General features: G+C 64.8%; 12 protein-coding genes. 5 read left to right on the top strand and 7 right to left on the bottom strand.

Going from position 1 to position 13050, the window contains the following annotated elements:
- Nucleotides 1-23: 23 nt before the first annotated feature.
- Genes rsmA through AC1D75_RS25030 form a run of 4 tightly spaced genes read right to left on the bottom strand, consistent with a single transcriptional unit; the run spans nt 24 to nt 3841 of the window.
- The gene (rsmA, locus tag AC1D75_RS25015; protein ID WP_495518024.1) at nt 24-878 is read right to left on the bottom strand and encodes a 16S rRNA (adenine(1518)-N(6)/adenine(1519)-N(6))-dimethyltransferase RsmA; all 855 of its coding nucleotides are present in this window, start codon (nt 876-878) and stop codon (nt 24-26) included.
- Between the two features lie 48 nt (nt 879-926).
- Nucleotides 927-2048, bottom strand: a complete 1122-nt coding sequence (locus AC1D75_RS25020) for a resuscitation-promoting factor (protein WP_495518025.1) — start codon at nt 2046-2048, stop codon at nt 927-929.
- Between the two features lie 46 nt (nt 2049-2094).
- Complete coding sequence (locus tag AC1D75_RS25025; RefSeq protein WP_495518026.1) at nt 2095-2994, bottom strand: TatD family hydrolase; 900 nt, start codon at nt 2992-2994, stop codon at nt 2095-2097.
- A gap of 1 nt (nt 2995) precedes the next feature.
- A complete protein-coding gene (locus AC1D75_RS25030; protein ID WP_495518027.1) occupies nt 2996-3841 on the bottom strand; it encodes a PhzF family phenazine biosynthesis protein in 846 nt (281 codons plus the stop codon).
- Nucleotides 3842-3989: 148 nt separating this feature from the next.
- Here AC1D75_RS25030 and AC1D75_RS25035 point away from each other — a divergent pair, with 148 nt between their 5' ends.
- Nucleotides 3990-4838 (top strand): alpha/beta fold hydrolase, encoded by an 849-nt coding sequence (locus AC1D75_RS25035; RefSeq protein ID WP_495518413.1) that lies wholly within the window; start codon nt 3990-3992, stop codon nt 4836-4838.
- Between the two features lie 35 nt (nt 4839-4873).
- Here AC1D75_RS25035 and AC1D75_RS25040 read toward each other — a convergent pair whose 3' ends face one another.
- On the bottom strand, nt 4874-5305 hold the full coding sequence (locus AC1D75_RS25040; RefSeq protein ID WP_495518028.1) for a TIGR03668 family PPOX class F420-dependent oxidoreductase: 432 nt from the start codon (nt 5303-5305) through the stop codon (nt 4874-4876).
- A gap of 61 nt (nt 5306-5366) precedes the next feature.
- Between AC1D75_RS25040 and metG the strand changes: the two genes are divergently transcribed.
- From metG to AC1D75_RS25055, 3 genes are read left to right on the top strand one after another with little or no spacing between them, the layout of a single operon-like run.
- The gene (gene metG, locus AC1D75_RS25045) at nt 5367-6920 is read left to right on the top strand and encodes a methionine--tRNA ligase (protein ID WP_495518029.1); all 1554 of its coding nucleotides are present in this window, start codon (nt 5367-5369) and stop codon (nt 6918-6920) included.
- 13 nt (nt 6921-6933) lie between these two features.
- On the top strand, nt 6934-7506 hold the full coding sequence (locus tag AC1D75_RS25050) for a class I SAM-dependent methyltransferase (RefSeq protein WP_495518030.1): 573 nt from the start codon (nt 6934-6936) through the stop codon (nt 7504-7506).
- Nucleotides 7493-8692 carry an aminodeoxychorismate synthase component I gene (locus AC1D75_RS25055; RefSeq protein ID WP_495518031.1) on the top strand — a complete coding sequence of 400 codons (1200 nt, stop codon included), beginning with the start codon at nt 7493-7495 and terminating at the stop codon, nt 8690-8692. Before AC1D75_RS25050 ends, AC1D75_RS25055 begins: the two co-directional genes overlap by 14 nt.
- A 43-nt stretch (nt 8693-8735) precedes the next feature.
- On the opposite strand, the gene rsmI is transcribed toward AC1D75_RS25055, so the two are convergent.
- The gene (rsmI, locus tag AC1D75_RS25060) at nt 8736-9587 is read right to left on the bottom strand and encodes a 16S rRNA (cytidine(1402)-2'-O)-methyltransferase (protein WP_495518032.1); all 852 of its coding nucleotides are present in this window, start codon (nt 9585-9587) and stop codon (nt 8736-8738) included.
- Between the two features lie 97 nt (nt 9588-9684).
- Between rsmI and AC1D75_RS25065 the strand changes: the two genes are divergently transcribed.
- Entirely contained in the window at nt 9685-11235 is a 1551-nt protein-coding gene (locus AC1D75_RS25065; protein WP_495518414.1) for a dolichyl-phosphate-mannose--protein mannosyltransferase, read from the top strand.
- A 29-nt stretch (nt 11236-11264) separates the two neighbouring features.
- On the opposite strand, the gene AC1D75_RS25070 is transcribed toward AC1D75_RS25065, so the two are convergent.
- Entirely contained in the window at nt 11265-12947 is a 1683-nt protein-coding gene (locus tag AC1D75_RS25070; protein ID WP_495518033.1) for a BCCT family transporter, read from the bottom strand.
- Nucleotides 12948-13050 lie beyond the last annotated feature (103 nt).

Below are 13050 nucleotides of genomic sequence, written 5' to 3' on the forward strand. Positions count from 1 at the left end.
ATCGCCAATTCTATGCGGACCGACTAATCGAGCTGCGCGGCCAGCGCCACGTAGTCCTCGATGGCCAGGCGCTCACCCCGGAGTTTGGGGTCGATGCCTGCGGCGGTGAGCAGTTCTTCGGCCGCCGGAGCCGAACCGGCCAGGCCGGACAGAGCCGCTCGTAACGTCTTGCGGCGCTGGGCAAAAGCCGCATCGATCACCGAGAAGACTCGGCGACGATGGGTTTCGTCGATCGGCCAGCGTGGCTGTGGGTACCGATTGATCCGGACGAGCCCGGATTCGACCTTGGGTTCGGGCCAGAACACATGACGCCCCACCGAGCCTGCCTGGGAAACCTCGCCGAAGAACCGCGCCTTGACGCTGGGAACCCCGTAGATGCGTCCGCCGGGTCCGGCCGCGAGCCTCTGGGCGACCTCCAGCTGCACCATCACCAACGCCGTGCGAATGGTGGGGAACTGCGACATCAGGTGCAGCAACACCGGCACCGCGACGTTGTACGGCAGATTTGCCACCAGTGCCGTCGGCGCGGCAGGCAGATCTTCCACGGTGACGCGCAACGCGTCCTTGGTGACCACGGTCAGTGCATCGGCCTGGTCGGGAGCACGCTCCGCGACGGTCGTGGGCAGCCGTCCGGCAAGTCGGGGATCGATCTCGACGGCGATCACCTCTTTGGCAACCGCGAGCAGTCCCAGGGTCAGTGAGCCGAGTCCGGGCCCGACCTCGACCACCACATCGTCCGGACCGATACCGGAGGCCGTGACGATGCGCCGCACCGTGTTGGCGTCGTGCACGAAGTTCTGGCCGAGGGTCTTGGTGGGACGGATGTCGAGTTCGGCGGCGAGCTCACGGATCTCCGCCGGACCGAGGAGTGCAGGCACGTTACTCAGCGCAGCATCCGCCCACGAGTGCAGGCGTGCTGCGGTCGATCAACGAAGTCCGAGTTTGGACGAGCAAGAAGGCCATGCGCCCCATCCTTGCGCGGCCTGGGTCTTGGTTGCAATTGCGATCTGTTCCTCGCGGGTCGCGAGGTCGGCGCGAGGCGCGTATTCCTGGCCACCCCAGCGATTCCAGGTGTTCTGATCGAACTGCACGCCACCGTAGAAACCGTTGCCGTTGTTGATGGCCCAGTTGCCGGTTGCCTCACACTGCGCGAGCTGGTCCCAGACCGAGCCCGGCGCCACATACGGTGCACCCGGCTTGGTACCGACCGAAACGGTCGCCGGTTTCGGTTCGACCTTCACCACGGAATCGAGTTTCTTCTTCTCGGTTTCCTCGCCGTTGACGGTTGTCACCTCATAGGTGACCTCGGCGGAGCCCGGCTGCCCGGGGTTCTTGACCTCGGTGCGACCGGTGGTCAGTGCCGGGTCGTCGACCCTGTTCTCCGGTGGTGCGACCGGTTCGGTCAACGTCACGGTCTCGGTACGGATCCGGGTGACGGTGATGTCCATGTCGTTGGTCACCTTGGCGTCGGCGGCAGGGGTGACCTGATCGGTCGGCGCCAGCGGGTTACCTGTCTCGTCGAGCAGTTCGGCGACCGTCTTCGCGGCGATCTGCGGCGTGGACGTGTGTGGACCGTCGGTGAGTTTGACCTTCTTCGGGAGCACCACGTTCACGGTGCCGCCGGAAACCGGCAGCGCCTCGGTGGTGGGACCCTCGATGTCGTTGGCCGCCGAGTCGAGATCGATCTGCGCCAGCGCCTGCTGGACGGTGGTCGCGGTGGTCTTGACCTCACGGGGTTCTCCGTCGACGTTGACCGTCAGGGTCTTGAGCCGATGCAGCGTGATGGTCTCGCCCTCGCCGACCCGATCATCGGGTGACGGTGACACCAGGTCGCCGTCGGCCGGGTCGTAACCCTGTTCCTCGAGGATGGCGTCGACCGAGCTACGCATGGTGGCGACGTTGACCACCTCGCCATCGACGTCGATCGTGACGTTTTTGTGGGCGACGATCCCCATCACACCACCGGCGACGAGTACTGCGAGCAGTAACGCAATTGCGATGCGTGGGGTACGGGAGGTCGATTCGTTGATACGAGCAAGCACAGACATGATCACAACAAAGTAACGACATGGTGTGGATTGTGCAAAGCTATCGCTAAACGTGCAGGTCCAAGCCGTAAGCGCGGATCGCGTTTTCGGTAACAGCTTGGGCGAGGCGCGCCGGATCCTGCCCCCGCACCTCGGCAAGCGCCCGGGCCGTGTACGGCAGGACGTACGACTGGTTCGGCTGGCCGCGATACGGGTGCGGTGTCAGGAAGGGCGCATCCGTCTCGATCAAGAGCTGATCGTCGGGCACCAGGGCGGCCGCGGCCTGCAAGGTGGTGGAGTTCTTGAAGCTCACCGTCCCGGCAAAACTGAGCAGATACCCGCGCTCGACACACTCCGCGGCGACGCGTTCGTCGCCGGAGAAGCAGTGCATGATCACCGTCTGTGGCGCACCTTCCCGTTCGAGGACGTCGAGGAGGTCGCGGTCGGCCTCACGGTTGTGGATCATCAACGGTTTACCGACCCGCTTGGCGAGATCGATATGCCAGGCAAACGCCTCATGCTGCTGCGGGACGGTCGCGCAGTCGTCCGACTTGCCGGGCCAGTAGTAGTCCAGGCCGGTCTCCCCGACCGACACCACCCGCGGATCGGTCAGCATCTCTTCGAGTTCGGCCTTTGTGGCGTCGTCGAGTTGATGCGCGTGCGTTGGGTGCAGCGCCACGGCGGCATACGCCCGAGAATCCCACCGCGCCGCATCCACGGCCCAGCGCGCGTCGACGATGTCGTCGGCGACGGTCACCACTGCCAGGACGCCCACCGACTCGGCATGGTCGAGGATCTGCCGCACCGACTCGGCATCACGCCCACCACAGGCGGCCAGATGGGTGTGGGAGTCGATCAGTGGTGTCAACGGCTGCGGATCCGGTGGCGGAGTCCGCCGACGCTCCTTCTTGAGCTCCTTGTTGCTCTTCTCCTGGCCCAGGGGCCCCTGGGTCACCTGATCGGTCATGTCAGAGATCGACCTCGCCGGCGATGACCGTCACACTGCGGCCACCGACCCAGATGTCGGTGTCGTCGTCGTTGATCACGACACGTCCGGACCGGCCCAGCGCCGCCCCCTGCGCCGCGACATAGGACGCGGGCGCGATCTCCAGCCCGCGCAACCAGCACGCGAGACCGGCGTTGAGACTGCCGGTCACCGGGTCCTCCGGCACGCCGCTTCCGGGAGCAAAGGCGCGAACCTCGTAATCCGGGCGATCCTGTGGTCCCGTATCGCCGAGGTAGGGGCCGATGAGGCCGACGTCGAATGACCCGAGCGCGGCAAAATCCGGCTCGACCTCGAGTACCTGTTGGGCCGAGATCAGCAACAGGCCGATCCACCCCGGTCCGTTGTCCACCCAGTTCGCGGCGACGACATCCGAGGGGCGCAGGCCAAGAGCTTGCCGGATCACATCGAGGTCGGCGGCGTCGACAGTGCCGGATCGAATCAGCGGCGGGGCCGCAAAAGCGAGCGCATCGCCGACGGTCCGGATCTTGACCAGTCCGACACCGCACTCCTGAATGATCTTCTCGCCCTTGGGTTCACCACCTGCCTGCAGCCAGGCATGTGCTGAACCGAGTGTCGGGTGGCCGGCGAAAGGCAATTCCCCAGCCGGCGTGAAGATCCGTAGAAGGTAGTCCGCCGCCGGATCCCGCGGCGTGCACAGGAACGTCGTCTCTGACAGATTCGTCCACTGCGCAAACCTGCGCATCTGGTCGTCGGTGAGGTCGTCGGCGTCGAACACCACGGCTACGGGGTTGCCGGTCAGAGGTCCGGACACGAACACGTCGACTTGCTGGAAGCGGCGCAATGACATGTGTGGATTGTGCCTGTCCGTCCCTGCGGTTGGCGAATGGAATTCGCCGAGTGTCGTCGGCAGGTGCACTAAAGTGCGCGATGTGACCGACATCAACCACCGGGTGGGCACCAAGCAGGTCGGCGACATCACGATCGCCTACGAAGACATGGGCAATCCCAACGACCCGGCCGTGCTGCTGATCATGGGCCTGAGCGCCCAGCTGACGTTCTGGCAGACCGAGTTCTGCATGAAGATCGCCGATCAGGGCTACCGCGTCATCCGCTTCGACAACCGCGACATCGGTCTTTCGACCCACCTCGACGGCGTGAGGGTCGGCGGTTCACTGCTCAAACGGCTCGCCAACTACGAACTCGGCAAGTCCAGCGAGGTTCCGTACACCCTGGTCGATATGGCCGCGGACGCGATCGGTCTCCTCGACGCCCTCGAGATTCGGCAGGCGCACGTCGTCGGCGGCTCGATGGGCGGCATGATCGCGCAGATCGTTGCGGGCAAATACGCCGACCGCGTGTTGTCGGTTGGCATCATGTTCTCCAGCACCAACCAGGCGTTCCTGCCGCCGCCGGATCCCCGCAAACTCAAGGCTTTGCTGGTGGGGCCGGGTAAGAATGCCACCCGCGAGCAGTACATCGAGAACGCCGCTGCGGCCACCCGCACCATCGGCAGTGCGAAATATGCACTGCCGTGGGAGGAGTCCCTGCGCCGTGCGACCCTCGCCTATGACCGCGCCCACGACCCCGCGGGCATCGTGCGACAGTCCGCCGCGGTGATGGGCAGCGGCAGTCTGCTCCCCTACACCCGCGCGATCTCCGCACCGACCGTCGTCATCCACGGCACCGCGGATGGTCTGATGCGCCCGTCGGGCGGCAAGGCGATCGCCAAGGCGGTCAAGGGGTCGAAGTTCGTGCTGCTCAAGGACATGGCCCACGACATCCCCGAACCCCTGTGGCCGCGGATCATCCTGGAACTGACCCAGAACTTCGCTCGCGCCGCCTAGTCTCGCGCCCGGGTTCCTGGTCTGGCGCTGCCTGGTCAGGCCCGGTCCGATGCGCTCCACCCCGACCACCGGGTCACGTCCACTGCGATGACCGGGCCGTCGAGTGGCACGGTCGCGTACTGGGGATATTTGGCACGCAAGAGCGCATACGCCCGGTCCACCTCGGGGCCTTCGGTGTGGATCGAGGCGTGACCGTCGGCCCGCACCCACCACAACTGTTCCCAGGTCTCGGAGTACTCGTCGACCAGGAGGCAGACCTGGGGATTGCGCTCGATGTTCGCCAGCCGCCGCAGTCGCTGGGTCGATTTCGGTTTGCCGTCGACGGCCATGTGGATCGTCTGCTCGGCGACGGCGAAGACGACCGGGACCAGGTGCGGACCACCGGTGGCCGAGACGGTCGCCAGCCGCGCCGACCGGGCGGCGGCAAATCGCTCGACATGCACTCGCGTGCCGGTGGGGTCACCCATACCGCGTAACTGTAGTGGCCGAATCCGCGCAGGCTCGGCCTGCCGATAAGCTGTCGTCACCATGGCTTCTGCAACAAAACCGCCGTTCTACCTGACAACGGCCATCGCATACCCCAACGGGGCACCGCATATCGGGCACGCCTACGAGTACATCGCCGCCGACACGCTGGCACGATTCAAGCGGCTCGACGGCCACGAGGTGCTGTTCGTCACCGGCACCGACGAGCACGGCCAGAAGATGCAGCAGACCGCCGAGAACGAGGGCGTGCAGACCCGTGCGCTGGCCGATCGCAACTCGGCCGCGTTCCGTGAGCTCCAGGAGATGCTGGGTAGCAGCTTCGACCGGTTCATCCGCACCACCGACGCCGACCACCATGTCGCATCGCGCGCCATCTGGGAGCGGATGAACGCCAACGGCGACATCTACCTGGACAAGTTCTCCGGCTGGTACTCCGTCCGCGACGAAGCCTTCTATAGCGATTCCGAACTGACCGTGCTCGAGGACGGCAGCCGCATCGCCACCGAGTCGGGAACCCCTGTCGAGTGGACCGAAGAGGCCTCGTACTTCTTCCGGCTCTCGGCATATCAGGACAAGCTGCTCGCGCTCTACGACGAGCATCCCGAGTTCGTCGGACCCACCACGCGCCGCAACGAGGTGGCCAGCTTCGTCCGCGGCGGCCTCCGGGACCTGTCGATCTCCCGCACCACCTTCGACTGGGGTGTGAAGGTGCCGGGCGACGACGACCACGTCATGTACGTGTGGGTCGACGCACTGACGAACTACATCACCGCCGCGGGCTTCCCCGACACCGAGTCGGAGTCCTGGAAGAAGTTCTGGCCCGCCGATCTGCACATCATCGGCAAAGACATCATCCGGTTCCACTGTGTGTACTGGCCCGCGTTCCTCATGAGCGCCGGGATCGAGCTGCCGAAACGGGTGTTCGCACACGGTTTCCTGCTCAACAGCGGCGAGAAGATGAGCAAGTCGGTCGGCAATGTTGTCGACCCCGCCACGCTGATCGGCGAGTTCGGTCTCGATCCGATCCGGTTCTTCTGTCTGCGCGAGGTGCCGTTCGGTCAGGACGGCTCGTACAGCCACGAGGCGATCGTCGCCCGGGTCAATGCCGACCTGTCCAACGAACTCGGCAACCTCGCCCAGCGGACGCTGTCGATGGTCGGCAAATACTTCGACGGTGTGCTCCCGGCCCCGGTGAATCTCACCGACGCCGACAATGCGCTGCTGGCCAAGGCCGACGGACTATTGGACCGCGTTCGCATCGAATTCGACCAGCAGGCAATCCATACCGCACTCGAGGCGATCTGGGAAGTTCTCGGCGACACGAACAAGTACATCACGGTCGCGGAGCCGTGGAAGCTCGCGAAGACCGATCTCGAACGCACCGGCACCGTGCTCTACATCTGTGCCGAGGTGGTCCGGATCGCGGCATTGCTCACCCAGCCGGCCATGCCGGATTCGTCGGCGCGCCTGCTGGATCAACTTGTGGTCAAGCCTGATTCACGCGACTTCGATGCCATCGCGCAGCGGCTCACCGCCGGGACCTCCCTCCCGAAGCCCACACCGATCTTCCCCCGTTACGAAGCACCGAAGAACTGACCTCATGCCGGTCATGTCGCGAATCGAGCGGATCTTCTGCCAGAGCGCGATATGGCGACCGGTGGCAACGGCACTGGTGGGCTGGAGCAGTTCTGATCAGCCCCTGGGTGACAACGTTTTGGAAATCGGCTCGGGCAGCGGCGAAATGGCCGCCCGGCTACTGACCGAACATCCGGACATCACGGTGACGGCGACCGACATCGATCCGATCATGGTCGACGACGCCCGAACCCGGCTCTCCGAGTTCGGCGAACGCGCCCACACGCAGATCGCCGACGTCACAGCATTACCCTTCGACGACAACAGTTTCGACACCGTGCTCAGTTTCCTGATGCTGCATCATGTCATCGAATGGCCTGCGGCCCTGAGCGAAATCGCACGCGTATTGCGTCCCGGCGGCAGCCTCCTCGGCTACGACCTGGTACGCGCACCGGTGACGTCGTTCATCCACCGCTACGACGGATCGCCCCACCGATTGATCACCGTTGACGAACTCCGAGACGGATTCACCGATGCCGGTCTGAGCCAGGTGACCGTCTCGCCGGCAATCCTCGGGCAAGGCATGCGATTCATTGCGCAGCGTTGAACTGGGCAGCGCCGGCGCCCCGGATGTGGTGCGGGCACTCGATTTTCACACCCGACGGCTGGGCCTACCAGGTCCGGCGGCACTGATCGGGGATTGGCTGGGGTTCGATGCCGTCATCGCGCCGTCGATCACGCTGACCGAGGGCACCACGGTTCCGGACCACCCGGATCGATTCTGGTTCGGGTATCTGGGTTTTCCGGATCGCGCCGACGACGGCCCGCTGCCGGCAACGGCGGGTGGGTCGACGGACGCGATCTTGACTCAGGACCGCCTGGGCACCTGGTGGTGGACGTCGGTCACCGATCAGCCATGTCCCGATTGGGTTCTCACCGCCCTCACCGAGCAGCACCGGGACAACTGGTCCGTGCAGTGGTCTCTGCCCCCGAAGCAGCCGCATGTGACGGCAATCGAGCACTGCCTCGACGCCATCGCAGCCGGCGAGGTGTACCAGGCCTGCATCTGCACGCAGTTCACCGGACAGGTCGACGGGTCGGTGGCAAACTACTTCTCCGATGGAGTCGCGCTCACCCGCCCCAGGAAATCAGCATTCCTGCAAGGCGATTGGGGTTCGGTGGTGTCGTTCTCCCCCGAAACCTATCTGCGGCGCCACGGTTCGGTGGTCTGTTCGAGTCCCATCAAGGGAACACTCCCGATCGACCTCGACCCGCAACAACTGCTCGACTCCGCCAAGGACGTCGCCGAGAACATCATGATCGTCGACCTGGTCCGCAACGACCTGGGCCGCGTCGCCGTCCCGGGTACGGTCACGGTCACCGAGTTGCTGCAGGTCCATCCCGCCCCCGGCGTCTGGCATCTGGTGTCGACGGTGCAGGCCACGCTCGGCCAGACGGTCACCAACGGCGACCTCATCGACGCAACATTCCCACCGGCTTCGGTCACCGGAACCCCCAAAATCCGTGCGCGCGAACTACTCACGAACTGGGAGCAGCATCCCCGCGGGCTCTACTGCGGCGCCATCGGGGTGGCCTCCCCCGGTGGCGATCTCGACCTCAACGTCGCGATCCGGACGGTCGAGGTCTCACCCGACGGGTCGGCCCACCTCGGTGTCGGCGGTGGCATCACCATCGACTCCGACCCGGCAAGCGAGTGGCAGGAGTGCCTCGCCAAGGCTGCCGCGATCATCGGCCTGAGACACGGACCCCATCAAGACCGACGCAGCAGCTGACCAACGCAGGCGACTGACCGGGGCCGAACTCCGGCCCGGGTCACTACTCCTCTGCGCGGGCAGCCAGTACCGCTTCGTAGAGCTCACGTTTCGACGCACCCGACGACGTCGCCAACTGCGCGCAGGCTTCTTTCAGACGGATACCCGACGCCACGAGCTCTTCGGCCTGCGCCACCAGATCGTCGATGTCGGGTTCCCCGGCGACGGCACCCTCGAGCACCACCGTGATCTCACCGCGCACACCGTCGGCGGCCCACAGCGACAACTCCGACAGCGTCCCGCGGCGCACCTCCTCGTACGTCTTCGTCAGTTCCCGGCACACCGCTGCGCGGCGGTCGGGTCCGAGCACCTCCACCGCATCGCGCAGGCATTCGGCAAGACGATGTGGCGCCTCGAAGAACACGGCGGTACGCGGCTCCGCCACATAGGCCGACAACCACTTCTTGCGCTGTCCCGGCTTACGCGGAGCGAATCCGTCGAAGCAGAACCGCTCGACCGGTAGCCCCGAGACCGCGAGCGCGGTGGTGACCGCGGACGGACCCGGCAGGCAGGTGATGGGCAGCGCAGCCTCCACGCAGGCCACCACGAGTCGGTAACCGGGGTCGGACACCGACGGCATCCCTGCGTCGGTGATCAGCAACACAGTCGCGCCGGACCGTACCTCCTCGACCAGAGCCGGCGTCCGCTGCGCCTCCACCTGGTCGTAGTAGCTCACGACCCGCCCGGTGATGGTCACACCGAGCCCCGCGGCCAGGGCCCGCGCGCGGCGGGTGTCTTCGGCCGCGACCACATCGGCGCTGGCCATCGCCTGCCGCAGTCGGGGTGAAGCGTCGTCGAGGTGACCCATCGGGGTCGCTGCGAGTACGAGTTGGCCGTGCGGTTCCGGAGAGTTCATCACTGCACAGCCTACGATTGGCCCCGTGACGTTCTCCCCGCCGCTCGAGATCTCCACGCCGGAGGACTCGATCAACACCCGCAGGCTCCCGGGAGAACTGCCCGGCACACATGCCGAAGACCTCGGCAACACCCCGAATGATGCCCGCGATGTACCCGCACCGATCTTCGGTGCCACCGACCGCAGGCGCGGTTGGATCGTCACTCTGATCCTGACCGCCATCGGGGCGGCGACCCGCTTCATCAACCTCGGCTCACCCACCGACAAGGGCACCCCGGTCTTCGACGAGAAGCACTACGTCCCCCAGGCCTGGCAGGTCCTCACCGGTGACAACTGGCTCGAGGACAACCCCGCCTACGGCCTCGTGGTGCATCCCCCGGTCGGCAAATGGATGATCGCCATCGGCGAGTGGATCTTCGGCTACGACGCGTGGGGCTGGCGTTTCATGTCCGCGGTCTGCGGGACCCTGATGATCCTCATAGTCATCCGGCTGGTCCGGCGGTTGACCCGGTCAACTCTGGTCGGCGCGATCGCCGGGGTGTTGCTGATCTGCGACGGGGTGAGTTTTGTCGCCTCCCGCACCGGACTGCTCGACATCTTCCAGATCTTCTTCGTGGTCGCCGCGCTCTCCTGCATCGTCTGCGACCGCGATCAGATGCGCGCCCGCATGCACAGGGTCCACCTCGAAGGGCGGATGGCCGATTCCGTCTACGGCCCCCGCCTCGGCTTCCGGTGGTGGCGATTCGGCGCGGCCATCCTCCTGGGCCTGGCCTGCGGCACCAAGTGGTCCGGTATCTACTTCGTCGCCTTCTTCGTGGTGCTGTCGCTCGGTTTCGACGTCGCCACCCGGCGCGCATACAAGGTGCGGCGGCCGTGGCGCGGAGTCCTGGTTCGCGATCTGATCCCCACCGGATTCTCACTGGGCGTCACACCGATCCTGGTGTACCTCGCGACTTTTGCGCCGTGGTTCGCATCTGAGACGGCGGTGTACCGATACGAGGTCGGCAAGCAGATCGGCACCGATGGGCCGTTCGCCTGGGTGCCCGACGCCCTGCGCTCGCTCTGGTACTACGAGTCCGGTGTGCTCGATTTCCACTCGACCCTGACCAACTCCGCAGGCAACCACCATCCCTGGGAATCCAAACCCTGGACGTGGCCGATGAGCCTGCGCCCGATGCTCTACTACATCGAATACGGGCCCGATAAGTGTGGCGAGTCCGAATGCGTGCGCGCCATGATGTTCATCGGAACGCCGATCCTGTGGTGGCTGGCACTGCCCATGCTCGCGTGGGCCCTGTGGCGGATGTTCATCCGGCGCGACTGGCGGTACGCGGTGGTCCTGGTCGGCTACGGCGCGGCATACCTGCCCTGGTTCGCCAACCTCGACCGGCAGATGTACTTCTTCTACGGAACCGCGATGGCGCCGTTCCTGATCATGGGGTTGGCCCTCTGTGTCGGCGACATCCTGTCGGCCAGCCGAAGAAAACGTAAGAACGCCTACGAGTGGCGGCTCGTCGGTGCGGTCGGGGTCAGCGTCTACATCGGGCTCGTGGTCCTCAACTTCATGTGGATGTGGCCGATCCTCACCGGATCCCCGATCAGCCGTGAGCTGTGGAACCTACAGATCTGGCTACCGAGCTGGGCCTGACCCCCGCCACCCGGTCGGGCGGGCGGTGGTCAGTCGTCGAATTTGTCCGGAGTGATTGCGGGAAACTTGTCGGACGGCATGACATCGCTGGAATCGTCCTCGGCGGCAATGATGTTCGCCTTGACGCGCAGTTTCCGATCGATTTCGCCCTTGTAGGTGCGCTGCGCCACGATCAACGGGTCTCGTCGCAGGTCCAGATAGAGCGACACACACATCCCGAGCATCACGATCACGAACGGCAGTGCTGCGATGATGGCCATCGTCTTGATGCCTTCGAGTGCATCGTCGCCACTGAGCCACAACAGCAGCGCAGCGACCGCACCGGTCAGTGTTCCCCAGAAGATCGTGACGGCTTTGCTCGGGTTCTGCGCGCCCTTCTCCGACAGCGTCCCCATCACCAGCGACGCGGCATCGGCTCCCGACACGAAGAAGATCGCCACCAGGACCATCACCAGCACCGACGCGATACCGGTCAATGGCAGGTTCCCGAGCATGTCGAAGAGCAGGCTCTCCTCCGAACCGGCCTCGTCGAGGTTCTTGCCCTGCATCTGCTGCCGGATCGCGGTACCGCCGAAGATCGCGAACCACACCAGCGACACGATCGTGGGTACCAGCATCACACCGATGACGAACTCCCGAATTGTCCTGCCGCGGCTGATCTTGGCCAGGAACATGCCGACAAACGGTGTCCACGAGACCCACCATGCCCAGTAGAAGATCGTCCAGCCGGCGAGCCATTCTTCACCGGCACTGTCCACCGTGGCACCCGATCGCGCCGAGAACGCGGTGAGGTCGTTGAGATATGTGCCGATAGTTGTCGGCAGCACGTTGAGGATGAACACGGTCGGACCCACAACAAACACGAACACCGCGAGGATCAGGGCAAGCACCATGTTCGTGTTCGACAGCCATTGGATCCCCTTGGCCACGCCTGAAACCGCCGAGGCGACAAACGCGGCGGTCAACACTGCGATGATCGCCACCAGCAACAGCTTTGACGGCTCGTTGAGCCATCCGATCTCGACCATGCCCGAGCCGATCTGTGCCGCACCGAGCCCGAGTGAGGCGACGGTGCCGAACAGTGTGGCGAAGATGGCGAGGATGTCGATGAGCTTTCCGCCCCAGCCGTTGGCGCGGTGCCCGAGGATCGGAGCGAATACCGCGCTGACCAACTGACCGCGGCCGCAGCGATAGGTACTGTACGCAATCGCAAGTCCCACAACGGCATACATCGCCCACGGGTGAAATCCCCAGTGGAACATAGTTGTTGCCATCGCAACGCCGAGATCTTCACTGTCGGTCCCGGGCGGGGCATCGACGTAGTGGGCCAACGGTTCCGCGGCGCCGAAGAACATCAGGCCGATACCCATACCTGCGCTGAACATCATCGCGATCCAGCTGATCGTCCGATACTCCGGCTTCTCACCGTCGCGCCCGAGCGGGATCTTGCCGTACTTGCTGATCGCAAGATACAGCGCAAAAAGCACAAAGAAGGTGGCGGACAGGAGGTAAATCCAACCCAGGTTGTCGGTTATCCAGGCGAGCATGTCGTCGGTGATCGACCGCAGTTGCGATCCGTCGACCAGACCCCACACCACGAACGCGATCACAGCCGCCGCGGTCACACCGAAAACCACCAGATCGAGTCGAGGCTTTCCGTTTCCGGAGTCAGGTGGCGGAACTGCGTCAGAACGTTCAGTCGTCAGTACCATGTAGTCCACCAAAGCAGCATCAACCCTGATTGATCAACTTACGCGACCAATTTGCTATCTACGGGTAAGCATGCAGCTGACATCGAACTGGACGCGTCGACTC

The sequence above is a fragment of the Williamsia sp. Y712 genome (genome assembly GCF_059445525.1).